Source organism: Polyangium sp. y55x31, from assembly GCF_029946505.1.
Lineage (GTDB): Bacteria > Myxococcota_A > Polyangia > Polyangiales > Polyangiaceae > Polyangium.
On sequence record NZ_JARZHG010000001.1, the window covers coordinates 698,721 to 724,820 of the forward strand.

Annotated in this window: 22 protein-coding genes; 9 read left to right on the top strand and 13 right to left on the bottom strand. The window is 68.3% G+C overall.

Annotated elements, in window-relative coordinates; genetic code table 11:
- Positions 1-165 precede the first annotated feature (165 nt).
- A complete protein-coding gene (locus QHF84_RS02420; protein WP_281311506.1) occupies positions 166-990 on the top strand; it encodes a class I SAM-dependent methyltransferase in 825 nt (274 codons plus the stop codon).
- A 299-nt stretch (positions 991-1,289) separates the two neighbouring features.
- Here QHF84_RS02420 and QHF84_RS02425 read toward each other — a convergent pair whose 3' ends face one another.
- The 3 genes from QHF84_RS02425 to QHF84_RS02435 all read right to left on the bottom strand — a co-directional run bounded on the left by QHF84_RS02425 (position 1,290) and on the right by QHF84_RS02435 (position 6,000).
- Entirely contained in the window at positions 1,290-3,515 is a 2,226-nt protein-coding gene (locus QHF84_RS02425) for a DPP IV N-terminal domain-containing protein (protein ID WP_281311507.1), read from the bottom strand.
- On the bottom strand, positions 3,512-4,909 hold the full coding sequence (locus QHF84_RS02430; RefSeq protein ID WP_281311508.1) for a PLP-dependent aminotransferase family protein: 1,398 nt from the start codon (positions 4,907-4,909) through the stop codon (positions 3,512-3,514). Before QHF84_RS02430 ends, QHF84_RS02425 begins: the two co-directional genes overlap by 4 nt.
- 179 nt (positions 4,910-5,088) lie before the next feature.
- Complete coding sequence (locus tag QHF84_RS02435) at positions 5,089-6,000, bottom strand: FHA domain-containing protein (RefSeq protein ID WP_281311509.1); 912 nt, start codon at positions 5,998-6,000, stop codon at positions 5,089-5,091.
- Positions 6,001-6,065: 65 nt separating this feature from the next.
- Here QHF84_RS02435 and QHF84_RS02440 point away from each other — a divergent pair, with 65 nt between their 5' ends.
- Positions 6,066-8,621 carry an SUMF1/EgtB/PvdO family nonheme iron enzyme gene (locus tag QHF84_RS02440; protein WP_281311510.1) on the top strand — a complete coding sequence of 852 codons (2,556 nt, stop codon included), beginning with the start codon at positions 6,066-6,068 and terminating at the stop codon, positions 8,619-8,621.
- A gap of 22 nt (positions 8,622-8,643) precedes the next feature.
- Here QHF84_RS02440 and QHF84_RS02445 read toward each other — a convergent pair whose 3' ends face one another.
- The 4 genes from QHF84_RS02445 to QHF84_RS02460 form a co-directional block, all read right to left on the bottom strand.
- Positions 8,644-9,186, bottom strand: coding sequence for a hypothetical protein (locus tag QHF84_RS02445; protein ID WP_281311511.1), 543 nt, complete (start codon positions 9,184-9,186; stop codon positions 8,644-8,646).
- Between the two features lie 208 nt (positions 9,187-9,394).
- Positions 9,395-9,940 (bottom strand): hypothetical protein, encoded by a 546-nt coding sequence (locus QHF84_RS02450; protein ID WP_281311512.1) that lies wholly within the window; start codon positions 9,938-9,940, stop codon positions 9,395-9,397.
- A 307-nt stretch (positions 9,941-10,247) separates the two neighbouring features.
- Entirely contained in the window at positions 10,248-11,315 is a 1,068-nt protein-coding gene (locus tag QHF84_RS02455) for a cupin-like domain-containing protein (RefSeq protein ID WP_281311513.1), read from the bottom strand.
- A 10-nt stretch (positions 11,316-11,325) separates the two neighbouring features.
- Positions 11,326-11,736, bottom strand: coding sequence for a hypothetical protein (locus QHF84_RS02460; protein ID WP_281311514.1), 411 nt, complete (start codon positions 11,734-11,736; stop codon positions 11,326-11,328).
- Between the two features lie 794 nt (positions 11,737-12,530).
- On the opposite strand from QHF84_RS02460, the gene QHF84_RS02465 reads away from it, so the two are divergent.
- The gene (locus tag QHF84_RS02465) at positions 12,531-12,782 is read left to right on the top strand and encodes a hypothetical protein (RefSeq protein WP_281311515.1); all 252 of its coding nucleotides are present in this window, start codon (positions 12,531-12,533) and stop codon (positions 12,780-12,782) included.
- A gap of 65 nt (positions 12,783-12,847) precedes the next feature.
- Here QHF84_RS02465 and QHF84_RS02470 read toward each other — a convergent pair whose 3' ends face one another.
- Entirely contained in the window at positions 12,848-13,345 is a 498-nt protein-coding gene (locus QHF84_RS02470; RefSeq protein ID WP_281311516.1) for a hypothetical protein, read from the bottom strand.
- 80 nt (positions 13,346-13,425) lie between these two features.
- On the opposite strand from QHF84_RS02470, the gene QHF84_RS02475 reads away from it, so the two are divergent.
- The 4 genes from QHF84_RS02475 (at position 13,426) to QHF84_RS02490 (ending at position 18,071) form a co-directional block, all read left to right on the top strand.
- On the top strand, positions 13,426-14,064 hold the full coding sequence (locus QHF84_RS02475) for a hypothetical protein (protein ID WP_281311517.1): 639 nt from the start codon (positions 13,426-13,428) through the stop codon (positions 14,062-14,064).
- Between the two features lie 67 nt (positions 14,065-14,131).
- Positions 14,132-15,985 carry a HAMP domain-containing sensor histidine kinase gene (locus QHF84_RS02480; RefSeq protein ID WP_281311518.1) on the top strand — a complete coding sequence of 618 codons (1,854 nt, stop codon included), beginning with the start codon at positions 14,132-14,134 and terminating at the stop codon, positions 15,983-15,985.
- On the top strand, positions 15,982-16,710 hold the full coding sequence (locus tag QHF84_RS02485) for a response regulator transcription factor (protein ID WP_281311519.1): 729 nt from the start codon (positions 15,982-15,984) through the stop codon (positions 16,708-16,710). The genes QHF84_RS02480 and QHF84_RS02485 overlap by 4 nt, the downstream gene beginning before the upstream one ends.
- Before the next feature lie 110 nt (positions 16,711-16,820).
- Complete coding sequence (locus QHF84_RS02490) at positions 16,821-18,071, top strand: AgmX/PglI C-terminal domain-containing protein (protein WP_281311520.1); 1,251 nt, start codon at positions 16,821-16,823, stop codon at positions 18,069-18,071.
- Position 18,072: 1 nt separating this feature from the next.
- On the opposite strand, the gene QHF84_RS02495 is transcribed toward QHF84_RS02490, so the two are convergent.
- Positions 18,073-19,590 carry an amidase family protein gene (locus tag QHF84_RS02495; RefSeq protein ID WP_281311521.1) on the bottom strand — a complete coding sequence of 506 codons (1,518 nt, stop codon included), beginning with the start codon at positions 19,588-19,590 and terminating at the stop codon, positions 18,073-18,075.
- Between the two features lie 210 nt (positions 19,591-19,800).
- Here QHF84_RS02495 and QHF84_RS02500 point away from each other — a divergent pair, with 210 nt between their 5' ends.
- Positions 19,801-20,244, top strand: a complete 444-nt coding sequence (locus tag QHF84_RS02500) for a hypothetical protein (protein ID WP_281311522.1) — start codon at positions 19,801-19,803, stop codon at positions 20,242-20,244.
- 3 nt (positions 20,245-20,247) lie between these two features.
- Here the strand turns inward: QHF84_RS02500 and QHF84_RS02505 are convergent, their stop codons facing one another.
- A complete protein-coding gene (locus QHF84_RS02505; RefSeq protein WP_281311523.1) occupies positions 20,248-21,108 on the bottom strand; it encodes a hypothetical protein in 861 nt (286 codons plus the stop codon).
- 38 nt (positions 21,109-21,146) lie between these two features.
- The gene (locus tag QHF84_RS02510) at positions 21,147-22,142 is read right to left on the bottom strand and encodes a hypothetical protein (RefSeq protein ID WP_281311524.1); all 996 of its coding nucleotides are present in this window, start codon (positions 22,140-22,142) and stop codon (positions 21,147-21,149) included.
- 106 nt (positions 22,143-22,248) lie between these two features.
- Here QHF84_RS02510 and QHF84_RS02515 point away from each other — a divergent pair, with 106 nt between their 5' ends.
- A complete protein-coding gene (locus QHF84_RS02515; protein ID WP_281311525.1) occupies positions 22,249-24,078 on the top strand; it encodes a DNA methyltransferase in 1,830 nt (609 codons plus the stop codon).
- On the opposite strand, the gene QHF84_RS02520 is transcribed toward QHF84_RS02515, so the two are convergent.
- Together QHF84_RS02520 and adh are read right to left on the bottom strand one after the other, a co-directional pair.
- Positions 24,056-24,451, bottom strand: a complete 396-nt coding sequence (locus tag QHF84_RS02520) for a DUF779 domain-containing protein (protein ID WP_281311526.1) — start codon at positions 24,449-24,451, stop codon at positions 24,056-24,058. The genes QHF84_RS02515 and QHF84_RS02520 overlap by 23 nt on opposite strands.
- Entirely contained in the window at positions 24,451-25,971 is a 1,521-nt protein-coding gene (gene adh / locus QHF84_RS02525; protein ID WP_281311527.1) for an aldehyde dehydrogenase, read from the bottom strand. The genes QHF84_RS02520 and adh overlap by 1 nt, the downstream gene beginning before the upstream one ends.
- Positions 25,972-26,100 lie beyond the last annotated feature (129 nt).

The window sequence follows — 26,100 nt, forward strand, 5'->3', positions numbered from 1 at the left end:
AGATCCGTACCCGCCGCTCGGACACCGACGGGCAGGCGGGGACGAGGCTCGAGCGATCTCGACCCGCGGCGAGCGAACGGGGCAGCCTGGTCAGGTGTAATGGTGCGCCGAGGCCTGCGTCAGCTCGATCGTGCGACGTTGCGCACCCATTTCAGGAGGAAGGTCATGAATCAACTCGCCCCGACAAAAGCCCTCATCGCGAAGACATATTCGGCGGCTGCCCTGCACTTCGACGATCCACCCCTCGCGTTCTGGTCGCGTATCGGAAACGGCACGGTCTCGCGCGTTCCTCTCGCGCCGGGCGACCGCGTGCTGGACGTCTGTTGTGGCAGCGGCGCGTCCGCCATTCCCGCGGCTCAGGCCGTCGGACCGCGAGGGTCCGTGCTCGCCGTGGACCTCGCCGACGCCTTGCTCGCCCGTGGTCGCGCCAAAGCCCGCTCGCTGGGGCTATCGAACATCGAATTCCGGTGCGCCGACTTCGAGGCCTTGGACACACCGGCCGAGCATTTCGACGCCGTCGTGTGTGTCTTCGGGATCTTTTTCGTCGCCGACATGCCTGCCGCGGTACGCCGGCTCTGGACGTGGCTCAAACCGGGCGGCACCCTCGCCATCACGACATGGGGGCCGGACGTCCTCGAACCTGGCAATGCCGCATTCTGGGAGGCTGTCCGCGTCCACTGCCCGAGCCTCTACAAATCGTTCCGGCCGTGGGAGCGCATCAATACCCCAGACGCACTGCGATCGATGCTCGCAGAGGCCGGCATCCCCGCCCGTTCGGTGGATGCCGAGTATTCCCACCAAACGCTCGAATCCCCGGACGACTGGTGGATCATCGCCCTCGGCTCGGGCTACCGTGGCACGATCGACCAGTTCGATCCGAGCACCTTGGAGGCCGTCAAACGCGACACGCTCGGCCCGCTGCGCGCTCGCAGGGCCCTCACCGCGCAGACGAACGTGCTGTACGCTGTTGCTACGAAGCCTTCCGCGTGAGGCCAGGCGTTCGCCTGTGGTTCAAGCCGCGCGCATGCCGTTCCGAGAGAGCAGCGCAAGAACAATCGCGAGCACCGCGCAAATGCCGAGGAAGAGGGGACCGAGGTAAGCCATGAGTTCGCGCGAGTCGGACGAATAACCTGGTTATTTTCCCCCTCCCCGATGATTAGCATGTTCACGAACCTCGGTCAATCAGCGGATCCGGAGGGCGGCGCATGCACTTTCGGGCGTGGATCCCGCAGTACATCCGTGGGCACCACGTTGCGTAGCTCGGGCCCACGTCATGTTGGCGTCGTCGTTCAGCGCGGCCCCCCGAGCTCCTTGACGAAGAATCGCCACACGTCGTCCCTGTAATACACGAACGCCGACCCCTCGGGGCTATGTGGCTGTCCGGGCATGATGAGCATCTCGAAGTGTTTGCCCTCGCGAATCAAGGCCTCGGCCATGCGCATCGTCGTGGACAGCGACGCGTTCACGTCGCTCGTGCCATGCATCATCTTGAGCGCACCACGAAGGTTTCGCGCGAGTGACACGTTGGACCCTGCCGCATAGCCGGCACGATTCTCGTTCGCGAGACCCAGGTTCGGCTCGTTGATGACCGCCTCCTCCTCGAGGGCCCCGGGGGCCCCAGCATAACCTGCCTTGAACAGCTCCGGCGCGGTCAGCATGCCGCGAAGCGCGAAATAGCCGCCCCAGGAGTGGCCGTAGATCCCGACGCGGCCCAGATCCATGTAGGGCCGCGTGGCGGCCGCCTGCCGCAGTGCGGTGACGTGATCGGGGATCTCGGTTTGACCCACGCGCCCATAGTTCACGTCTTGAAACGCCTTGCTTCGCCCCGGTGTGCCGCGCGCATCGAGCACCATGACGACGAAGCCCAACTGCGCCAGCGAATTCGCCCAGCGCGACTCGCCGGTGCCGACGAAGCTCCAGGGCACGACCGAAAGCCAAGGACCGGCGTAGATGACGTCGATGACCGGATAATGCTTCCGTGGATCGAAATCCCACGGCTTGTACAGCACGCCGTACAGCGGGGTCGTGCCATCGGCGGCCTGGACGGTGAGGGGCTCCGGAGGCGAATAATGCAGCTCCGCGAGCGCGCTCGTGTCCGCTTTCGCGTAGCGGAACGGAGCCCCGCCATCGGTGGAGCCCACGTCCCACACCCGCGGTTGCACGCGCGTGGAATGGCCGTCGATGTAGTAACGCCCCGACGGCGCGAGGAGGATCCGATGGATGCCGGGGTCCGGGGACAGCCGCTTCAAGCCCCCCTCGGCGAGGCTCGCGCGATAAAAGAGTCGGTCGTAGGGAGCCGCGCCCTCGGCAGAGGCCAAAAGGAAGATCGCGTCCTTCTTCGGAGCCACGCCCAGCACCTGATGAACGGGAAACGAGCCCTGGGTGACCTGGCGCTCGAGCTTCCCCGCGTAATCATAGAGATAGACGTGGCGAAAGCCGTCGCGCTCGGACATCCACAAGAAATGCTTGTCATCGCCGAGCGGAGTGACCTGCCGCGACCACCCGTCCACCGCGAAATCGAGCGCACCGACGAAGCTCTCCGGGCGGTCCTCGCGCAGCACGAGGCGGGTTTTCCCTGTCGAAGGCTCCACCGCCGAGAGCTCCAGCCGCTTGCCATCGCGGGACAGATGGAGCACGAGCGCTTCGCTGCCATCGGGGCGCCAACCCGAAAGCCAATCGTAGGTCTCCCCGGGCGCGGGCGGAACCTGCGTCACGCGGCCGGTCGCAGGCTCGACCACGTAAAGCTCCGACCGCATCAAGGGGGTCCCGACCTTGGAATAGGGCACCATCTTCACGTGCTCGATGCCCGTCGAGTAATCGACGATCGGAATCTTGTGGACGCCGCGCGCGTCGTTACGCCAGACCACGAGGAACCGGCCGTCGGGAGACCACGCCCGCTCGGGAATCTGCCACTCGTAATGCTCTTCGCCGCTCCGCTCCAGCAGAGCATTGCCATCACTCCCGACCACGGCGAACCCAGCTCCGCGCTGCACCGCGATGGTTCGGCCATCGGGAGACAGGTGATGGCTCGGGGACAACATCAACGCGGCGCGATCGGTCGCGGCGAGGGCCACGACGCGGCGATCGGATAACCCGAGCGCGAACGACTGGCCCTGAAGCTGAAAAACAATCCGGCGCTCCTCGGGCCCGGGGCCGGGAGCGAGAACGAAATGGATGTTCTCGGGCAGCTCGATCTTCTGCCCGACGAGCTGCGAGAGCTCGGCCTGCAATGCTTCGCTCGGCAGGACGGGGACCATCGTCCGTTCCTGCGCGTCGACCAGGACCCACGTCCCGCGATGGGGACCAACCGCAGACCAGTACACGAATTGATCCCGATCGGGGAGCCATCGCGGCGCGACGAGGGTGTCTCGAATGCGGTCGAGGAAATGGTAATACTTCTCGGAGACGTCGAATCGCGCTTGCAATGGGTCGCCCTGGGGAGCAACCGACCTGGGAGGCATGCAGCCGATCCCCGCGGTCAAGCAAGCGGACAGGAACACGACGAGCTGTCTCATGGCATGGCACTCCAGCGGGAGGAGGTAGGCGACTCGTCGAGCAGCTTCGCCAGTACGGCGAGGCCTCGCTCGAGCTCATTGCGAGATCTCGCCGCGCCGAGCGATACCCGAATGGCATTGGGCGCGCTCCCGGCGCGGGCGGCGAACACGTGCGCCGGCCCGATCAACACGTTTTGCGCGGCTGCCTGCTCCAGAAGCTCCATCGCCCGCCGGTGCTCCGGAATCCTCATCCAGAGGAAATACGCGGTGGGATGCGCGAGATACGGATGATTCTTCAAGATCTCCGCTGCGATCGCTTGGCGGGCGGCGGCCTCGCTGCGCCGCGCGTCTCGAATGGCTGCTGCCCTGCCGTCGTTGATCCATTGCGTCGCGATCTCGGCCAGCAAGGGCGAGCCCGACCAGACCGTCGCTCCGGCGGCGATCTCGAGGCTGCGTCGAGCCTCGATCGGTGAACGAATGAAGCCGACGCGGAGGGCGGGGACCGTCGCCTTCGACAGGCTACCGATGTAATACGTCGTCTCGGGGGCGAGCGCGGAAAGCGGCCTCGGCGCGCCGGAGACGAGCGGAGCGAGCGCGCCGTTCTCGATGATCGTGACCCCATACTCGCGGCAGATCGTCACGACCTCCTGCCGGCGCGCGATCGGCATGATCGACGTGGTCGGGTTGTGATTCGTCGGAGTGCAATAAAGCACTTTGGCCCCGCTCGATCGGCATGCCTGCGCGAGCGCATCGGGGATGAGCCCATCCTCGTCGACCGCGACCGGATGCGTCGGCAGCCGGAGCCATTGCGCGGCGCTGAGCGCCCCGGGATAGGTGATCTCCTCGACGAGCACTCCGGTCGTCGTCGCGAGCGTCGACAGCAAGATCGCGGTGGCGTGCTGCGCACCGCTGCACACGGTGATCTCCTCGGGGGACGCGACGACGCCGGTCGACCCGAGCCAGCGCGCGCCGGCGGCCCGTTGCGCCATGGTACCGCCATGCGACTGGTAGCCGCTGAGCGCGCCGAGGTCCGCGCGTGAGCTCAGCTCGGCGAGCGCGGCGGCGAGCGCGCAGTGCCCGAGATCGCCCGACATGATCGGCGCCGCGGTCGGGCCGAGATCGATTCGATCCCGGTCGAGCATGGGCGAGTACGCGTCGCGATCGGTGAGACTGTTTACGAACGTCCCATTCCCGACCTGGCCCCGAACGAGCCCGCGTCGCTCCGCTTCGGCGTACGCGCGGGTGATGGTTCCCAGCGACGCGCCGATCGCGCTCGCGAGCTCGCGGTGCGTGGGAAGCCGGTCGCCAGCGCGCAGCTTGCCGGCGCTGATGTCGGCCGCGAGCGCGTCGACGATCGCCGCGTACAGCGGCGCGCTGGAGCGTCGAAGGCGTGGTTTCCAGGCATGGCTGGGCATGGACATGTCCTAGTGTACTCCGAGAATTGTCATAGTACAATCCTGTGGAGGCGAGAAGACGGGGCGGCGCGGCGGGATGTTCGAGGCTACGTCCTCGCCCTTCCCCGTCGTGACGCCGGCGGTCCGTTCCTTCGACGCCGGGGCTCCTCGATCTGGGTTTCGGGATCGTTATCCCGTCGTCACATCCGGACGACCTCGACGCTCCGCACGCCGATCCGGATCTCCCCCGTGCTCGGCCGCCGCTCCACGAGCCCCGCGGCATTCTGAACGCCCAGGACCGCGAGCTGTTTGCGGGCGCGGTGGATGTCGACGTTCAGTTTGTTCAGGTCCGTCGCCAGCATTCGGCACAACGCCTCACGCCCGAGCCAGCCTCGCTTCGCCGCCGCCGCGTCACGATCCTCGAGCCACGCTCGGGCCAGCGTCACCAGAAGGTAATGGTGGGTACGTGACGGAAGCTCCGCCTCCCGCCCGCCCATCACCACCGTCGCCGTCACCTGCTCTTCATTCTGGCTCACGGCGAGCCGCAAATGAATGTTTTCCAGCATCGGGCTTTTGATGTCGCTCTGCCAGGTCTCGGTATCACGCGGCGGAAGCTCGAGCGTCCAGGACTCGCCCGCAATCGTGATGACCTGTCGATCCTCGACCGGCTGCACGTCGTCGCCGCTCTCGGCCACCCATTTGCCCTCGGCATCCTCGAATACACTCACGAGCGGCAGCTCCTCGTCCGGCAGGAGAAGCATGCCCCCCGAGGCGGCGCGCCGTGCGCCGCTCGGATCATGCCGCGCCGCCGCGCCCGGCGGGGAGCCGTCGGTCAACACAAACGTCAAGCTCGCGCCTCCCAGCGAAAATGCCGTCCCCTCCGCGAGCGGCACCCGCTCTCCAGGCGAAAGGCGGTGGCCCCCGACGAGCGTCCCGTTCCGGCTGCCGAGATCCCGCAGCTCCCATCGCCCGCCCGTCCAGTGCAAGCTGGCATGCTCCGCGGAGACACGCCGTTCGTCCACGCGCACGTCACAGCCGGAATGCCGCCCAATCAGGCAGCGCACTCCCAGCGTAATATAGTCCTGTGTCGACTCGTTCTTGAGTGTCCCCATCCTCACCCTCGACGGATCGGCCGCAGGCTACCATGCCCGTCCAATCCCGTGTATACGCCATCTTCATGGCGCACAGCCACGATCCTTCGCCGACGGTGGACGCCTCCAGCGACTCGCCTGCGTCGATCTTCGCCGCCGAGACCGACTCCGGTGTGCGCGCGGTCGAACCGCTGGGAGCCGACGAGCCGCCGCTGCCGCGTCGTTACGAGGACCTCGGTCGCATCGCCACCGGTGGGGCCGGCGACGTGCGGCGCGTGCGCGATTTGCTCCTCGGGCGTGTGCTCGCCATGAAAGTGCTGCGCTGGGAGCACATGGCGAACCCGCGGATGCGCGCCCGATTCATCAGCGAGATCGAGCTCACGGCGCGGCTGCAACACCCGGGAATCATCCCCGTCCACGAGCGAGGCGAGTTCGACGACGGCCGGCCCTGGTTCACCATGCAAGAGGTCCGCGGACGTACGTTCGACGCCGTGATTGCGGAGCTCTACAGGGCCGCGGAGCCAACGGGCTTCGGGCCAACGCCCTCGGGCTGGACCTTCCGCCGCGCCGTCGACGCGTTCGCGCGCATTACGCAGGCGGTCGCGTACGCGCACGGCGAGGGAATTCTTCATCGTGATCTCAAGCCGATGAATCTCATGGTGGGCGAGCAGGGCGAGGCGTTCGTCATGGACTGGGGCCTCGCGCGCCGCATTGGCGATCCGCAGCCGAGCGAGCCGGACGATGACGAGCCGATCCACGAAGGCGACGAAGGAGGGCTCACGCGCCACGGCGAGGTGCTCGGGACGCCGACATACATGCCGCCCGAACAGGCGGGCGGCGAGCGCGCCATGCATGGCAAGCCGAGTGATGTCTATGCGCTCGGCGCCATCCTTTATCATCTCCTCGCCGGTCGCCCGCCTTATCGAGGCAGTGGCCTCGCCATCTGGCGGCAGGTACTCGTGGGCCCCCCGATCCCGGTCGCCGAGGCGGCCCGGGGTGGCCCTGCATTACCGCGGGAGCTCGTCGCGATATGCGAACGCGCCATGCAGCGCGATCCCGCCGCGCGGTACCCCGACGCCGCTGCGCTCGGCCGTGAAATCGTCGATTGGCTCGATGGGGCACGACGCCGCGAGCAGGCTCGCCTCGCGCTCGCGGAGGCGACGGCGCTCCTGCCGGAGATCGCGGAGCTGCGGGCACGAGCGCACGAAATCACGACACGCGCGCGGCGGCTCATGGAGGCTGTGCGCCCGTACGACCCGGTGGAGGTCAAACGGCCGGCCTGGGCGCTCGAAGACGAAGCGTCGCGGATCACACAGGACGCGGCGCTCCGCGAGGCGGCCCTGCTGCAAGCGGCGCACGGCGCGCTGATCCTGGACCCCGAGCTGCCCGAGGCGCACGCACTGCTCGCCGATCGTCATTGCGCCGAGCTCCTCACCGCCGAACGCGCCCGCCGGCATGAGGACGCGGCTCGCGCCGAGGCCATGCTCCGGACCCACGATCGAGGGCGACACGCGTCCATTTTGCGCGGCGACGGCGCGCTCTCGCTCGTGACCGATCCCGAAGGCGCCGAGGTGCTCCTCTGCCGGTTCGCTCCGCGCGACAGGCGCCTCGTGGCCGAACCGGTGCGGCATCTCGGGCGGGCGCCGATCCGGGAGGCGGTCTTGCCCCGCGGCAGCTATCTCCTCGTGATCTCGGCGCCGGGGCGGGCGGAGGTGCGCCTGCCGGTATGCATCGAGCGGGGCGCCCACTGGGACGGCGCGCCGCCCGGCGAGACGGAGCCTCGCATTCTCTCGTTGCCCTTCCTGAATGCGCTCGGGCCGGACGATTGCTTCGTGCCCGCGGGGTATGCCGACATCGGAGGTGATCCGGAGGCGCCGGATAGCCTGCCCGGCCGGCGGGTATGGGTCGATACGTTCGTCTTGCGCCGCTTCCCCGTGACGAACGGCGAATACCTTGCGTTCTTGAACGCGCTGCTCGGCGAGGGCCGCGAGGACGAGGCGCTCGCGTGCGTGCCGCGCACCGCGCACGGGATGGCGGAGGCCAGGGACGAGCGGCCGCTTTTTGGTCGCGAGGCCTCGGGGCGCTTCGTGCTGGCGGTCGACGAGGCCGGCGCGCGACTTTCGCCGGAATGGCCCGTGGCGTCCATCGATTGGCACGCGGCGCTTTCGTATGCGCGCTGGCTCTCGGCGCGGACGGGGCTGCCCTGGCGATTGCCGAACGAGCTCGAACGCGAGAAGGCCGCGCGCGGGGTGGATGGCCGTGTCTACCCGTGGGGCGATTACCCGGACGCGACGTTCGCGTGCGTACTCGAGAGCCACGCGGGCGTGCCGATGCGCGTCGCGGCGGACAGCCATCCGGCCGACGAGAGCCCTTACGGCGTGCGCGGGCTCAGCGGCAACTCGCGCGATTGGTGCTGCAACGTATGGCGGCGCGAGGGGCCGGCGATCGTGGGGGACCGAGTGCTCGTCGACGAGGCGTCGCCTGACGATCGTGAGCACCGGGCGGTGCGGGGAGGCGGATGGAGCAGCGCGCTTCCCTTCGCGCGGGCGGCGGGGCGCTTCGGGCTCCTGCCTGGTATACGGCGAGCGACGGTGGGGCTACGGGTCGCGCGAAGCCCGACCGCGGACATAGACGGGCGCTGATCGCGCGTCTTTGCTGTCATGGCTACTTCGAATCGGCATACCAGATCGTTCCGGATCCGAGCGCCGAGACCTCGGTATACGACCCGCTCGGATCGAAGGACGGCGACGGGGCCGTGCTACTCTTCTGATACCATCGCAGCGTCGAGATGGTCATGCTCGGCGACGTGCCGGTGAGCACGATACGCACATAATAGTCCTGGGTCGCGTGCTTGTAGAGCTTGCCGGTCGTCAAGTCGGTGCCCACCGCGGTCCAGTCCGCCGCGCAGCTCGCGCTGAACTCTTGCGTATTCGTGGAGCCCGAGGGCCGCGTATCGGTCCAGGCCTTGTCGCCCAGGTTGCTGACGACGAGCGAGTCCGCGGTCGCGAGCATCGTCTTGTCCACGAACCAGTACTCCTGGCCGGCGTTGAACCCCGCGCCGGCGACCCGGGTGGCGATGATGTCGGCGAACTTCCGGCTCCCGTACCAGGCGATCGTATAATACCGCCAATCCAGGAGCCCCGGGTCGAGCTGAGCGTTCAGCGGATGGATGCCACGGGTCTCGTCACACTTCTCATGGTTGGGCATACGCCCCCTCCTACCCGAGCGCGAGCGCCTCGTCAATGACACGCCCATTACGCGGCCGGGCGGTCTCCCAGATCAGAAAGAGAAGAAAGAATCAGGCAGGGGGGCCGCGTCCCCCCGCCGAGAGCCTGCAAGGGCGGAACCAGGGCGGCTCGCAGCGAGCGACCGCCGCCCTGTTCGCGACCGAGCGTGCGACCGCTCGATGACGTTCTTACGGACGGTAGACCGTCACATAGGGGTCCCAGGTGACGGTATTCACCTTGTCCCTGCCCAGGTAGATGTCGACGGAGAAGGAATAAGCGACCTTGGGGCTCACCTGCTCGTCGCGGTTCGAAAGCTGCGTGATGCACGCGATGAAGGGGCGATTGATGCCCTGCGAGGAGACGGGCGCGGCAGGCCCGAACGTGTTTTTCCCGGGGGAGATCGGGCCCGGAGAGCTGTAATAGGGCGTATCGCCGGCGCCGTTGTTGCTGACCCAATCCACGAGGTACGTGCTGGCATCTCCCTGCGGGGGGGATTGCGTCGCGCCCCAGAGCTCGACCTTCGTGATGATCGCGTGATAGAGATCGGCCTCGCCGCTGGCGCCCTCGGCGAGCTGCAGCGGCTCGACGCGCCAGCGCAACGTCTCGGAGGCCGGGACGCGCACCCAGAGCTCGTTCGAGCCCTGCGAGTTGCCCTGGACGATGGAGGGATCGGCGGCATACATCTGCACGGTGCCGGTTTTGGCGTTGATGATGACCAAGATATCCTGAGCCATGATCGATGCTCCTCTCTTTTCGGTGCTATGTTTCGAGGGGCGCGCCCGTGCGATCGGCCATGCCTGGTCGCGCTGCAATCCCCTCTCGTCACGTCGAAGGGGGCCGCGCCGCGCCTTCGACGATCGAGAAGCTCTCATGCTTTTCGTCGAAATGCACTTACTCCGCCCTTACAGCTCGGAGGGGTGCCCGTGCGCAACGTTCTCGACCTGTAACGAGCGTGTAATTGTCACACAGCGCACGACGCACGAGGAGCGGGGGCCTCTCGAAACCCCAGCGGGGCGGCTCCGAGAAGAGACCCTGCCCGTCTCAGCCGAGTGATTCGCGCTGAGACAAGGGGCGCCCGGGCCGGTAATCGTAGCCGCCCGGCCATCGCAAGCCCACGACGGCGAGCGAGAGGCTCGGCGACAGGCTCCAGACCTCGTGCCACCAGCCGACCGGGATGAACAATGCATCTCCCGGCGCGAGCTCCACTTCGTGGACGAGCTCGGGGTGGACGCGACGGACCTCGTCGCTCGAATGCGAGGCGTAAAAGCCCGTGGCCGCGTCCGCGACCATCGTCGCGCTCGGCGGCACCAAGGCGACGCGCTTCTTGCCGAGGATCTGGCAAAAGAAGTTGTTGGTCCCGTCGTGGTGCAGTTTCGTGTGCGTGCCCTCGGGCCCGAGCCAAAAGGAGATGGCCCCGCGGCGCGCCGGCGGGAAGAGATCCGGGGGCAGCTCGATCTCCTCGAGCAATTGCCCGATCACGGTGTCCTCGAAAGCGCGGTTCCGCGCGACGAGGTAGACGTCGTTGCCGACCGCGGTCGTGACGAGGTCGAGGTAGTCCCCGAACGACATCTTGGCCCGCAGCTCCGCGAATTCGAGGTCGGGGCGCGCGAGCTTGGTTCGACCCCGGGCGACCTCGATTTCCACATCGGCGAAGCGTCGCCGGAGGTCCTCGAAGCGAAAACGCGGGGGCCGCGGCCATTGCTCCACGTACCCTCGCACGACGAGCGGGGCATTGCCGAGCCAGTGCTGGCGATGAAACACGTCGGCGGGCGGGCACTGCGAGACCTCGACGATCGCGCAGGCGTCACGCCCGACGAGCTCGGGGAGCCCGCATATCTCGCGAGCGCGGGCGCGCTCGTCGACCGCGCGCACATAGGCCGGCGTGATCTGCGATTGCGCGAGCTCGTCGAGCGCACGCCGCACCGCCGCCACGGGGAGACCAGCGCCGGAGAGCGCCTCGACAATCTCGCGGGGCGCGACGCCGCGCGCGAGGTTCAGCACGATCCAATCGAGCGCGTCGGCGGAGAGCCGGGTCGCGGCGCGTCGAGATTTCGCGGTTGCCTGCGGAGAAGGGACGCCGCGTGTCCTGAACCGAGAGCTGCCGCCCATCGGCGATGGCTTACTTGGCCTCTGGGGGCTGGGGCGAAATGAAGCCTCCGGCTCCGCCCACGCCGCCGGCCGGATTGGGTTGCGGCGGAATGGCGCCGCCTTCTCCGCCGACGCCCCCTCCCCCGCCCGGTCCGGGCTGCGGCGGGATCACGCCGCCTTCACCGCCGACGCCCCCTCCCCCGCCCGGCCCAGGCCCTGGCTGCGGCGGAATCACGCCACCCGCGCCACCGTTGCCCCCTCCGCCGCCCGGCCCCGTGGAGCTCGACGTCGGACCCGATGGCGCCTGGGGCGGAATGTCGCCGCTTCCGCCCGTCGTGTCACCGCTGCAGCCCGGCAAAAGCGCTGCCGTGAGCACCGCGGCTTGCCCGGCGCGAACAAGGAGGGACGTGAGCGGGAGCGAGGTCGGTGTTACGCGCTTCATCGTTGAAGCATGAGATAACCGTGAATCCGCAGACTGGTCAAGCTCCCACGCCGTACACCTTCCACAAATCCGCGAACGGCGAGCGGCTGTATCCTACGCGCGAGCGCCAGTGTCCTCCGTGCGAGCGCCTGTGTCCTCCGTGCGAGCGCCTGTGTCCTCCGTGCGAGCGCCTGTGTCCTCCGTGCGAGCGACTGTATCCTCCGCGCGAACGGATGTTTCCTCCGCATGAACGGATGTTTCCTCCGTGCGAGCGCCTGTGTCCTTCGCGCGAGCGACTGTTTCATCCGTGCGAGCGCCTGTGTCCTCCGCGCGAGCGACTGTGTCCTTCGCGCGAGCGCCCCCGCCCTTGGTGAACGACACCCCGCCCTTGGCGAACGACACCCCGCCCTTGGCGAACGACACCCCGCCCTTGGCGAACGACACCCCGCCCTTGGCGAACGACACCCCGCCCTTGGTGAACGACACCCCGCCCTTGGCAAACGACACCCCGCCCTTGGTGAACGACACCCCGCCCTTGGTGAATAACACCCCGCCCTCGGCGAACGACACCCCGCCCTCGGCGCACAACACCCCGCCCTCGGCGCACAACACCCCGCCCTCGGCGCACAACACCCCGCCCTCGGCGCACAACACCCCGCCGTCCGCGCGAAACGCGGGGGCGCTTCGATGCCTTCGATGGCGGGGAACCTCCCCTGCTTGAAGAGTCCCGAGAACAGACGAGCTTGCTATCAAGAGGCGCACGCCATTTACACGCGGTGTCTGCGGGACTGTGACAAGAAGAAATGAGCGCGACGATGCAGACCCAGAAGTTGCAATGGATACCCCCGGAAGGCGGCGCTCCGCGAACGATCACGGTGACCATCGGCGCCCCCGAGCCGCAGGGAGAGATGTACGCGGCCGTGGTCGACATCGCCGGCTTCGATGAGCCATGCACGAAGCGGATCTACGGCGCAGACGCGGAGCAAGCCGCGGAGCTCGCGAGCAAAACCGTCCCCACCCTGCTCGATCTATGTGCCCGGGGTGGCACGTTGACGCCGATCGATTGACGATCCCGCCGACCGCCCCTCCGCTCGGCCGCGAGCACCGCAGCGAGGTCGTCCTCGTCCCCCGCTCACCTCATCCGCATCGACATCGCCCCGCGGCTCGGCCCTTCGGGCGGCGGCAGCATCACCGTCAGCGCCTCGATCGTGGGCAGTGCCGATCGGATCCTCGCGGCCACCGGGAACGGCGTGAACGGCCCGCTGAACCAGAGCAGCAATACGTAGACGCCGGCGAACGATTGCGCGTAGGCGAACGGCTCTTCGTCGGCCAGGGCGACCGTGAAGTGCGCGCCGGGTTTGTCCTTGCCGGGCGGGCGTGCGCGCAGCACGCGATCGAACATCTCGCTCAGCGCGGACAGCTCACGTTCCAGATCGGCCTCCGTCCCCCGGAGCGCGAGGGCCTCCACCGCGGCGCCGGGGTCGCTCGGCGCTCGCCTCGACAGACCGTAGCAGAGCAGGCTGCCTGAAAGGTCGCAGACGATGGCGTTTGTCGCCCCCACGCCGTCCTGCAGGGACACGAGGCGGCGATGGAGCTTGAGCCATGCGGGAATCTCGTCGGCCGAGGCCATGGTCGCAGAGCCTACAGCCCTGCCGCCCGGGGCACAAGACCCGCGCAGACTCTCGACCTCGTCCGGTGTATCGTGCCCCCATGGACGCCCAATCTCTCCTCGATCGACTCCGCAACGACGACACGGCCGACGAAGAAGAAATCGCGAAATTGGCCCTCGCCGACAATCCCGATCTTCCCGCCGAACTCCTCGCCTGGGCCGCGCGAGCCATGAACGAGGAGGTCACGATCGAGCGCGCAGATGCCTCCACGTTTCGCGCCGTGTCCCGGGCCGTGAAGGACCCGGCCCTGAAGGGACGCCTCCGCTTCGCCCAGGCCGAGCTCATGCATGTGTCGGCCGACTCCGATCAATACGTGCTCGACGCCGCGATCGACGCGGTCGGCTGGGCTCCGGACCTCGCGGGCGCCTACGAATTGATCTTCGACAAACTCCGCGGTTCGTCCGATCTCGACTGGACCGAAGCATTCGAGAAAATCGGGGGACGGAGCCTCCCCGAGGACGCGCTCGCCCTCTTGCGCCACGTGATCGAGCGCGCCGAGGCGGGCGTGAGGACCGGAGACAAACCGTATTTCCTGAAGTTCGACCCCACGGAGGGAGCGACGCCCGCGGACGTCGAGGCGTTCGTCGGAAAAGGCCTCCTCGCCGAGGCCCTCGCGGCCCGCCGCGGCGCCATGGGGGAGGATTTTGCCACGGCACGGCGGGCCATCTTCGGGAGATGATGCAGGGCACGTGACGGGCACGCGCGCCGTGACACGGCGGTGACATTTCCATGCGAACCTCTCCCTCGTGCTGACCGAACGCGCCGCGCGGCTCCGGGATCTCCTCCTCTTCGTCACGCTCGCGCTCCTGCCTTCGATCGCGGTGGGCATCCTCGGCCTGCGCGCGATGGACGGCGAGGAGGCGGCGCAGCGGCGCGAGGCCCAGAGCGCGCTCGATTTCAGCGCCGAGCGCCTCCGCCTCGGCATCGAGAAGGCCCTCGCGGAGGCCGACGCGGCCCTCGCCGCCGCGCGCTTCGGCCCCGAGCTGCGTGACGCCGAGTCGACTCTCGCCGGCCTTGCCCCGCCCTTCGCGGCGCCCTTGCTGCTCGATCGCGACCGCGCCCTCGCCCTCCCCGCCGCGCCCCCCGCGAGCGCCGCCCCGAAGGCCTCGACGGCTCATTGCAACACCCTCGCGGCCACGTTCACCACCACGAAAAACCCCGACACCAAGAACACCGCCCGAAACGAGCTGCTCCGCGATTGTCCGGACGTTCGCGGCGCCGGCGGGCGGTTCCTCTATCCCGTCGTCGCGCTCTCCAACCTCTCGGAGAGCGAGGCGCCGGCCCTCGTCGCCTGGATCGAGGGCCATGTGGCGTCCCTCTCGTCCGGCGAGCGCGAGGCGACACGCGACGAGATCATGACGGCAGCGGCCCTCGGTGAACCCTTGCGCGCCCGCGCGCTCCTCGCATTAAAAAGCTCTCCCTCCACGCGTGGCCGCATCCTCGAAGCCCTGCGCAGCGAGGAGGCCGCGGCGGCCCTGCGCGGCGGCCCCGATCGCGCCGGCATGCTCCGGTTTCGCGCGCCGGGCGCCATCTTCGTCCTCCGCGCCCTCGACGACGGCCGGCTCGCGGGCCTCGTCGTGCACGGCGAATCCCTCGCCGCCTCTCTCGATGCGGGTTTTCCTGCGATGCCTGCCGGCGAGCGCGCGCAGTTCGCGCCGACCGTCGCCTCGTTCGGCGACCTCCGCGGCACGACCCTCCTCGCGCCCGGCCTCGCGATGCACGTCGTCCCCGCCGATCGCACGGCCATCGATCGGCGGGCTGCGCGGAGCCGCCGCGTCCTCGGCGCGATTGGCGGGGGCGCGGTCGTCGTTTCGCTCGGCCTCCTCGCCTTGTTATGGGCGCGCATGCGCGCGGCGCGGCGCACGAGCGAGCTCCGGGTCGATTTCGTCTCCGCCGTCTCGCACGAGCTACGCACGCCGGTCTCGTCCGTGCGCATGCTCGCGGAGCTCCTCGAAAGCGGCCGCGTCGAGCCCGACGAGCAACACGAGGTCTTCGAGGCGCTCGCGCGCGAATCGAAGCGGCTCGGCGACACGGTCGAGCGGATGCTCTCGCTCGGCCGCATGGCCAAGGGCCGGCTCGCCGCGGTGCGCGCCGAGGCCGATCTCGCGGCCGTCGCGGACGAGGCCATCGTCGCCTTCGAGGAGCGATTCCCCGATGTGCCCGCGATCGAGCGCGCCATCGACGCGCCGGCGCCCGCGCACGTCGATCCGGGGCTCGTCCGCCTCGCCCTCGACAACCTTCTCGACAACGCGCGCAAATACGCGCCCGACGGCGCGCCTTATCGGGTGATCTTGCGACACGCGGACGAGAGCATCACGATCCGCGTCGAGGACCGGGGCCCCGGGATTTCGCGGCGTGATCGGAAGCGCATCTTCGAGCCCTTCGAGCGGCTCGACGACAAGTTGAGCCGCGAAACCGAAGGCAGCGGCCTCGGACTCTCGCTGGTCCTGCACGTGATGCGCGCGCACGGCGGGACGGCGCGCGTGGAGAGCGAGCCCGGCCGCGGCGCGGCGTTCGTTTTGGTATTTCCCGGGGGTTCGGGGGTGAAGCCCGGCTCGTCCGGGCGGAGCCCCCGAGCGTTGCATGGGAGGAAAACATGAGCACGAAGAGCCCCGCGGGGCGGCAGGAGACGATTCTCCTCGTCGAGGACGATCTCGGCCTGCGCCTCGCCATGACGAAGACCCTGCGATCCGAGGGGTTCCGCGTCGAGGTCGCGGGCACCGGCAAGGACGGGCTCGAGGCCGCGCTCGCGCAAAAGCCCGATCTCGTCCTGCTCGACGTGATGCTCCCCGGCATGAACGGCTTCGAGGTTTGTCAGCGCCTCCGCGAGGTGGATCCCGAGGTCCCCATTCTCATGGTCACGGCCAAGGGCGAGGAGCCCGACAAGGTCCGGGGCCTGCGCCTCGGCGCCGATGATTACATCGTAAAACCTTTCGGCGTGGCCGAGCTCTGCGCGCGCATCGACGCGGCCCTCCGGCGGCGCAGGCGCGCCGAGGCCGAGACCGAGATCCTCCAGATCGGCGACGTCACCGCCGATTTCCGCGCCCACACGCTGAGCCGCGCAGGCCAGCCGCTCGAGACGACCGCGCTCGAAATGCGCCTGCTCCGGTACTTCCTGCGCCACGAGGGCACGCTCTTGCCGCGCCAGCGTATCCTCGATGCCGTGTGGGGCGCCGACTACTTCGGCACGGATCGCACCGTCGACAACTTCATCAACCGCCTCCGCGCCAAGATCGAGGACGACCCGAAGAACCCCCGCCACCTCGTCACCGTGCGCGGCGCCGGCTACCGCTTCACGCGCACCCCGAGCACCGGAGGCGACTGACCCCGCGCCCGGTGACCGAACGGTGACATGGCAGAGAAATTTCGTACAGGAACGCGCCGCATAGTGGTCTCCAGACGGCGCCGCGATGGCAGCCATACAGGAGATTGATCATGATGAAGCACTTCGGCCTTGGTTTCGTTCTGGTGTCTCTGGCCTCGACGTTCGTGCTCGGTTGCGCGGGCGAAAGCCCCGAGGGCACCGAAGCGCCGGCCATTCAGGCGGCGCCGGCCAGCGAGGCGTCGGTCGCGCTGCGCATCGAGCGGGTCGCGCGCGCGCTCGATCGCGGCGAGGATGCGAAGCAGGCGCTCTCGGAGATCGATCTCGCGCTCGCGCATCCTTCTGCCACCGCGACCGAGCGCGACGAGGCCATCCTCGTGCGCAGCCGCGCCCTCGAAGCGACGGGCGACGCGGAAGGCGCGATCAAGGCCGTCGAAGACCTCCTCGCGGCGCACGCGGGCGATCGGGAATGGGCGCTCTCGGCCGAGGCGGAAAAACGCCTGCGCAAGCTGCTCACGGGCAGCGAGGACACGCCGAAGCGCCGCCTCACCCCGGCCGAGCCTCCGGTCTCGATTTTCGCGACCCAGCTCGCGAAGTTTTTCCCGCCCGACGCGGGCGGCCGATATCGCGTGCGTGTGCTCGCGTTCGGCGGCGATCGCAATTTCTCGAGTGATCGGATCGGCACCTTCAACGTCGGCGGCGCGATCCGCGCCGAAAAAGAGAAGACGTGCCCGACGTGCGAGGTGAACGTCGACAGCAACACGAACCGCGAGACGTCGTGGGTCGGCATCGTCCGCGCGCGCGCCGAGCTCGCCACCTCGCTCGTCGTTTATTATTACGACCTCGAAGGGGGCGAGATCCCCGCGCGTTACGACGCCGAGCTGCCGCTGCCTTCGGCCGAGATCAAGGCGCGGCTCGCGAAGGGCAAGGGGCTCGTGGCCGCGAAATCGCGCGAGGGCGCGCCGCCCGTGATCCTCATCGCGGCCCCGCGCTTCGCCCAGCTCGACAACGTCGAGACCACGCTCGCCGGAATGGACGAGCTACCGCTCGAGGCGACGAGCATCGACGTCCCGGAGTCGCTCGAAGCCGAGGAGATCCAGGCCGTCGTGCGTAGCCACTTCGGCGCGTTCCGGGGTTGTTACGAGGCGGTCCTCCAGACGAATCCGGCGGCGCAGGGGCGCATCTCGCTCGATTTCAAGGTGGACCCGGACGGGCACGTGTCGACCATGAAAGCCACGGCGGATTCGCCCGCGACGCAGCCGATGGAGACGTGCATGCGTGACGCCGCCCAGGCGCTCGTGTTCCCCGCGGCGACGAAGGAGACCTCGGTCGTTTATCCGGTCCTCTTCACGCCCGGGGAGTGATTCACGCGAGGCCGACGGGCGCGGAGGCATGCACGGGCGGCCTCCGCGCTCGGAACGACTGCACTTCCTCGATTTGCGCGCAGAGCCGGAAGAGGCGCGCGTCCTCGCCGAAACGCGCCGTGAGCATGGTCCCGATCGGCAAACCCTCCGCATTCCAGTGGAGCGGCACGCTCGCCGAAGGTTGTCCCGTCACGTTGAAGACCGGCGTGAACGGCGAAAACGCATAAGCGCGATCCACGGCCATGTCGAGCAGGCGCGGCAGCCGCAAGAGCTCCGGGCGATCGAGCCGCGCCACGAGCTCCTGCATGCCCTCCTCCAGGCCCCTCGCGAGCAAGGTCCCGTGCGGCACGGGCGGCCTGCCGATCGTCGGCGTGAGCAGCACGTCGTATTCCTGGAAAAACCCGGCCACGGCGCGCTGCACGTCGAAGAGCTTGCGCCGGTGATACACGAACGTCCCCGCGTCCGTGCTCCTGCCGACGAGGTTCAAGAGCCACGTCGTCCGCTCGACGTCCTCGCGACGCGCTGGGCGGCCGAGGAAGGCCTCCGCCGCGCGCATCTCGGCGGCGACGAGCGCGCTGAAATGCAGGAAAAACCCCTTCGCGAACTCGCGCGCGTCGAAGCGCGGCCGCGACGGCTCCACGTGATGGCCGAGCTTTTCGAGCAGCTTCGCCGTCTCCTCGACGGCGCGCCGGTTGTCCGGGTGGGGCTCCGCGCCGTGCAGGAGCGGCTCGCTCGTGAAGGCAATGCGGAGTTTTTCCGGAGGTGAGTCGAGCGCCGCCAGGAAACCTTGGTACGGCGCGGGTGCGTGGTACATCGCCGTGGTCTCGGGCCCCGCCGTCGCGTCGAGCGCGGCCGCGCTGTCGCGCACGGTACGCGACAGGACGTGCTCGGCGGCGAACCCGTAAAAGCTCTCGCTCACGTCGGGGCCGACGGGGTTTCGTGCGCGCGTCGGCTTGAAACCGAAGAGGCCACAACACGCGGCCGGGATACGAATCGATCCGCCGCCGTCGCCGCCGTGCGCCATGGGCACGATCCCCGCCGCGACGGCCGCCGCCGCGCCGCCGCTCGATCCGCCCGGCGAGTAGCCGAGGCGCCAGGGGTTGTGCGTGGGCCCATAAAGCTCGGGCTCCGTCGTCGGCAGGATGCCGAACTCGGGGGAGTTCGTCTTGCCGAACACCACGAGGCCGGCGCGCAGGAATCGCTCGGTGAGCTCGGAGTGGTGGGAAGGCACGTTGCCACGATAGAGGCGGCTCGCCGCCTGGAGCGGCACGCCGGCATAGGCGGTGGCCATGTCCTTCATGAGGAAAGGCACGCCGCGGAAGGGGCCGTCCGGCAGCTCGCCGCGCGCCCGCTCGCGCGCGATGACGTGCATGCCGATCACGATCGCGTTGAGCCGCCCGTTCACGCGTTCGGCGCGCGAGATCGCCTCCTCCAGAAGTTCGGCGGGGCTCACCTCCCCCTTCTTCACGAGCGCGGCGAGGCCCAGGGCGTCGTGGTCGTCGTATTCCTTGAAGCTCACCCTCGTTTACCTACCAGATCGCGCGCGCCCGACTCAACGACGAAGGGCGCACCGAGGCGCATCTCCTGCGCCGCCGCGCGCGCCTTGCGCGCCGTGCCGGCCCGTGGCGTCCATGAACCGATGAAATCCCGGGCCGGTTGGTGTATGTAGGGCGACGCGCGAGCCCGGCACGCGCCGTGCTTGGGTCTTCGGTGCATCGAACGAGGCACGATGAAACACCAATATCTCTTCGGTCTTCTCGCGGTGGGGGCCCTCGGCGTGGCCGGTTGTGGCACGGACTATTCGGGCACGTACAAGGGCGACGCCACGGAGTCCGGCACGGTGAAGATCGCCGTCCCGCAGACGGCGGACGTCGCCAAGAACGAGTCGCCGCCGCGCAAGGTGGAAGGCGCGACCGTGACGGTCTCGAAGGACGGGAGCGCCTACGTCGTGAAATTCGCGGCCTGCGAGATGAAGGGCGAGGCCTCGACGCCGACGCTCGTCGTCGTGAAAAACACGTGTGACGTCAAGGTGGCGAACTGGGAGGGCAAGCTCCCCCTCTCGGCGACGCTGAACTTCGACGACAAGGGCGCCCTCTCGATGGAGGTCACGGGCACCACGAAAAACGATGCGACCGTCATCTCCTACGACTGGACGTTCAAGGGCAAGAAGTAACGTTCATTCCGGACAACCGATTGGCTGCGTGGCGAGGACGACGTCGTCGATCCAGATCGTGCGCGCCGCGTCGGGCAGATAGGACTCCCACCCCAGGTAGATCTCGGAGAAGAGAGGCGCCGTCCAGGGAGCCGCGGGGGTGTCCGGGTTCGTGCAGCCGTCCCCGGTCTCCTTCACGGAGAGGCCGGGCACGCCATATCCGTCGACGGAGAGCTGCAGCGCGTTTTCATTTCCGTCGAACTTCCATTCGAAGCACGCCCACCGTCCAACGGGCACGGTCACCTCGTGCGAGTGAGCCCAGCACGCCGTGTGAGGGGCGCTCATCGGATCTTCGTAATACTCGGGCGTGTCGTAGAACGCCGTGAGCTGGCTGCCGAGGAACGCCCCCGAGGCTTCGTCGAAGATCGGGTGATGCACGCCATAACGGTAATAGGCCTTGTAGGTCTGTCCGGGTACGCGGCCCTGCGCCGTCACGAGGCCGATGCCCCCGGCTTCCATGGGCACGGATTCGAGGAACAGCATCGCCCGGCCATAAAGCACGTTGCCCTCCGGAGGGAGCACCGAGGTATCGTCGAGCGCGAGCATCACGGTCCGGAAATCGTTGCCCATGCTGGTCGCGGTCGCCGCGACCTTCACCGCGCGCGAGCCGCTCCGGGCGTTCTCCGAGGCGACGACGACGGAACCCCCCACCTCGACGGTGCGCCACTTGCCCCCGGGTTTGTCGCCCGCGGCGAACGATTCGAAGTCGTCGCAGATGAGTGCCGTGTCGCAGACGTTCGCGAACTGTCGTTCCTCGGCCGTGCACCCGGCGGCGCCAAAGGCGGCCATGAGGAGGATCGCGGAGAGTTTTCCGTGGTTTCGCATGCCGCTTTTTATCACGGCGGCCGGTGGGGCGGCAGGGGTCAGCGGCAGCCCTCGGCGCGGGACCAGTCGAAGGTGTCGTCCTTGAACTCGCGGGTCGTCTGCGATTTTCCACCCATGGTCATGTCGACGGTCTGCTCGAACCGCACGTGGCGGGGCCGAAGCGTGCGCGGGTCGGTCTCCGCTTCGGTGCGCGTCACGCGGCGGATATTTTCGATGGGCATGTCTTTGGGGAAATGGGGGCCGGCCATCTCGCGGACGAGGTTGGCGAGGCCCTGGGCCGCTTTTTCCCCCTCGAGGGTCTGGGTGATCGAGACCCGGACGAGCGCGTCGTCGCCCTTGGCTTTGCCGTGATGCTCGAAGCGCAGGCGCACGGGGATCGTCTCCGAACCGGCGGGGACCGTGTCGTCGGCCTCGACGACCTCGCCCGGCGAATTCGAGAGCCCGATCCACGCGCCGACCCAGGCATTCCACGAGTCGCCCGCGGCCGAGGCGATCTGCGCCTGCATCTGCGGCGAGCGGAGCGTCTTCGCCATGAACGCCGTGAGCTCTGCGTTCCTCGCGATCGCCGGCGTGGCGAGCATCTGCTCGATGACCTTGTCGAGCCCGCGGGCTTCGAGGTACTCGCCCTCGGCCGAAATGATCATCGGCACGGGCATGCTGAGGAGCGGGAGCATGGGGGCGAGTTTCTCCTGCGCCTCGGGCGTGGTGGCGTCCTGGCCGTTGAGCACGAGGAACTCGGTGTCCTCGATGCGGACCTCGATCTTGCCGTCTTTCATGCGTCGAGCCGCGACGAAAAAGCGCATCTTCGCGTCCTTGCCCTTCTTCTCCGAGACGCGCTCGACGGGCACACGGCAAGGCACTTTCCACCCGAACGAGAGGATGTTTTCGTTTGCGGGTGTCGCATCGGCGACCTCGTCGCGACTCGTCGAGGACGAACCAGAAGCGGGCGTTGCCGGCTCTTTCGTGGCCTCGGACGAGGCTCCGCAGGCGGCGGTGAACAGGAGGAGCAGGAGGGGAAGTCGCGTGTTCCGCATGAGCGCGCGAAGCATCCTTCCATTCGGCCCTCGCGATCCAGTGATTTTTTCGAGTGTAGCCCCTCCCCTCGCTGCGCCTTGACGCACGGGCGGACGGACGAACATCATGGCGCCCGTGACCGGAGCGCCCGAGCGCGTGGAGGAGACGAAGAGCGCCGCCGAGCGCCGGCAGCTCGGCGTCCATTACACGAACGAGGCGTTCATCCTCCGCACGATCCGGCCGCTTTTCCTCGACGCGCTGGAAACATCGCTCGCCGCGGCCACGACGCCCGCCTCCCTCCGCGCGTTCGTCGAACGGCTCGTCGGGCTGCGCTTCCTCGATCCTTCGTGCGGCGCGGGGAATTTTCTCGTGGTGGCTTACCGGGAAATACGCAGGCTCGAGATCGAGGCCCTGGTTCGCCTGCGCGCGCGGGGCACGGTCCTGCCGCGCCGGGTGCGCCTCGACCAGTTTTGCGGGATCGAGATCGACGAGCGTGCCGCGAATGCCGCGAAGATCGCGCTCGAACGGGAGGCCGAGGCCGGCGAGCTCGAATTCGTGGGGCCGAGCGGCGTCGCGCCCCGCATCACCGTCGGCAATGCGCTGCGGATCGACTGGAACCTGGTTTTGCCGGCCGAACGCGCGTCGTTCGTGTTCGGAAACCCGCCGTTCGTGGGCATGGCCTGGATGAGCCCCGAGCAGCAGGAGGATCGCCGCCTCGCGTTCGAAAAACTCGACACACGCGGGATCCACGCCGGCAGGCTCGATTATGCCGCAGCCTTCATCGCCCGCGCGATGACGTACGGCGCGAGCCATGCCGTCCGGTTCGCGTTCGTCACCACGAACTCGCTCACGCAGGGTGAACAGGCGCGAAGCCTCGGCCCACTGCTCCGCCGGTACGGGTATCGGATCGATTTCGCGCACCGGACGTTCCACTGGGCGAGCGATACAAAAGGGAAAGCGAATGTCCACGTGGTCGTGATCGGGTTTTCCCGCGAAAAACCGGGGCCCCGCCGGATCTTCGATTACCCCGATCCGCGGGGCGAGCCCGTGGAGAGGACGGCGGAGAACATCAACGTGTATCTCGCCGACGGGCCGGACGTCGTGCCGCGGAAACGAAAAACCCCGCTCGGATCCGGCTATCCCGCGGGCACGAAAGGCAGCCAGCCGACCGACGGCGGGCACCTCGTCGTCGAGCCCGCGGATCACGCCGCCGTCATGGCCGATCCCGTGGCCCGCCGGTACGTGCGCCGGTATCTACAGGCGTCCGAGTTTCTCTGGGACGAGCCGCGCCATTGCCTCTGGCTCGAAGGCGCGCGCCCCGAGGAGATTGCGGCATCACCCGTGCTGCAAAAGCGTATCGAGGCCGTGCGTCGCGTGCGCCTCGCGTCGCGCACGCCGTCGGTACGGGAGCTCGCGGACAAACCGTGGCTCTTCACGCAGATCCGTCAGCCAGCCGTCCGCTACCTCGCGCTCCCCGAGGTCTCGTCCGAGAACCGGCGCGTGATCCCCGCGGCGTTCCTCGATCCGGACGTCATCGCCGGCAACAAATTGATCACGTTCCCCGGCGCGGACGAATGGCTCTTCGGGATGCTGCAATCGAGCATGTTCATGGCCTGGGTGCGCGCCGTGGCCGGGCGCATGAAGAGCGACATCAGCATCGCGCCGCACCTGACGTATTGCACGTTCCCCTTCCCCACGCCGGACGCCGAAGGACGCCGCCGCGTGGAGGAGGCGGCCCGCGCCGTGCTCGACACGAGAAAGGCGTTCCCGGGCAAGAGCCTCGGCGAGCTTTACGATCCGCGGGGGATGCCCGAGGCGCTCACGCGGGCGCACGATGAGCTCGACAGGGCCGTGGAGGGGCTTTTCGGAGGGGGAAAACCGTTCCGCGCGGAAGCGGACCGGCTGCGGGCGCTTTTCGAGGGGTATGCCGCGCTCAGCCTTGCGGCCCGCGCTTGACCCCGGCGGCATCGAGCGCGCAGAGCTCGTCCCCGCCGAAGACATTCGAACGCGTGAGGAACCGCATTCCTTCGGGGGACTCGATCGAGAAGCCGGCGCCGCGGCCCGGGACCGCGTCGATCACGAGCTGCGTGTGTTTCCACAACTCGAACTGCGCGCCGCCGATGTACACGGGGCAACCCTCGATCTCGCCGAGCAAGACGTCCCGCTCGCCCACCTTGAACTCGCCGCGCGGGTAACACATCGGGGCGCTGCCGTCGCAGCAGCCCCCCGATTGGTGGAACATGAGCGGGCCGTGGCGCAAAACGAGCCGACGGATGAGGGCAATCGCCGCCTCCGTGGCCGTGACGCGCGGCGGGACCGTGGGTTCCATCAGAAGAACCCCAGCGCCTTCGGGCTGTAGCTGACGAGCAGGTTCTTCGTCTGCTGGTAATGCGAGAGCATCATCTTGTGCGTCTCGCGCCCGATGCCCGACTGCTTGTACCCGCCGAACGCCGCGTGCGCCGGATAGAGGTGGTAGCAGTTCGTCCACACGCGGCCCGCCTGGATCGCGCGGCCCATGCGATACGCCGTGTTGATGTCGCGCGTCCACACGCCGGCGCCGAGGCCATACAGCGTGTCGTTCGCGATCGCGAGCGCCTCGGCCTCGTCCTTGAACGACGAGACGCTCACGACCGGCCCGAAGATCTCCTCCTGGAAGATACGCATCCGGTTCGTGCCCTCGAAGATCGTCGGCGAGACGTAATACCCATTGTCGAGATCACCGCCGAGGCGCACGCGCTCGCCGCCGAGGAGGAGCTTCGCGCCCTCCTTCTTGCCGACGTCGATGTAGGAGAGGATCTTTTCGAGCTGATCACTCGACGCCTGCGCGCCGATCATCGTCGTCGGATCGAGCGGATTGCCCTGCTTGACCTTCTTCGTGCGCTCGACGGCCCGCTCGATGAACTGACGGTAGATCTTCTCGCTCACGAGCGCGCGCGACGGGCAGGTGCAGACCTCGCCCTGGTTCAGGGCGAACATGGTGAACCCTTCGAGGACCTTGTCGGCGAAATCGTCGTTCTGCGCGAAGACGTCCTCGAAGAACACGTTCGGCGACTTGCCGCCGAGCTCCAGCGTGACGGGAATCAGGTTCTCCGAGGCATATTGCATGATGAGCCGGCCCGTCGTGGTCTCGCCGGTGAACGCGATCTTCGCGATGCGCGGGCTCGACGCGAGGGGCTTGCCGGCCTCGAAACCAAAGCCGTTCACGATGTTCACGACGCCCGGCGGCAGGAGGTCGCCGACGAGCTCGGCCCAGAGCAGGATCGTGGCCGGCGTCTGCTCGGCGGGCTTGAGGACGACGCAGTTGCCGGCGGCGAGCGCGGGCGCGAGCTTCCACGCGGCCATGAGCAGCGGGAAGTTCCAGGGGATGATCTGGCCGACGACGCCGAGCGGCTCGGGGAAATGGTACGCGACGGTGGAATCGTCGATCTGGGCGATCGTGCCCTCGGAGCCACGAATACAGCCCGCGAAATAACGGAAATGGTCGATGGCGAGCGGCAGGTCGGCCGCGAGCGTCTCGCGCACGGGCTTGCCGTTGTCCCACGTCTCGGCGACCGCGAGCTTCTCGATGTTCTGCTCCATGCGGTCGGCGATCTTGTTCAGGATGTTCGCGCGCTCGGTCGGCGAGGTGCGACCCCAGGCGGCGCGCGCGGCGTGCGCGGCGTCGAGCGCCTTGTCGATGTCCTCCGCGGAGGAGCGCGGGATCTCGCAGAAGGGACGGCCGGTCACGGGGGAGATGTCCTCGAAATGCTCCCCCTTCACCGGGGCGACCCACTCGCCGCCGATGTAATTCCCATAGCGGGACTTGAACGAGACCTTGGAGCCTTCTTGGTTGGGCGGCACGTAGACCATTGCGACTTCCTCCGCGAATGTCTCGCCCCCCGACGTGCCCCCCGCGGGCCGCCTCGGAGGCGAGCGAGGAGCAAACTCCCCGAGGTGGCCGGTGTCAAGGGGGTTCACGGCGCGTGGAGGCCGCGGCAC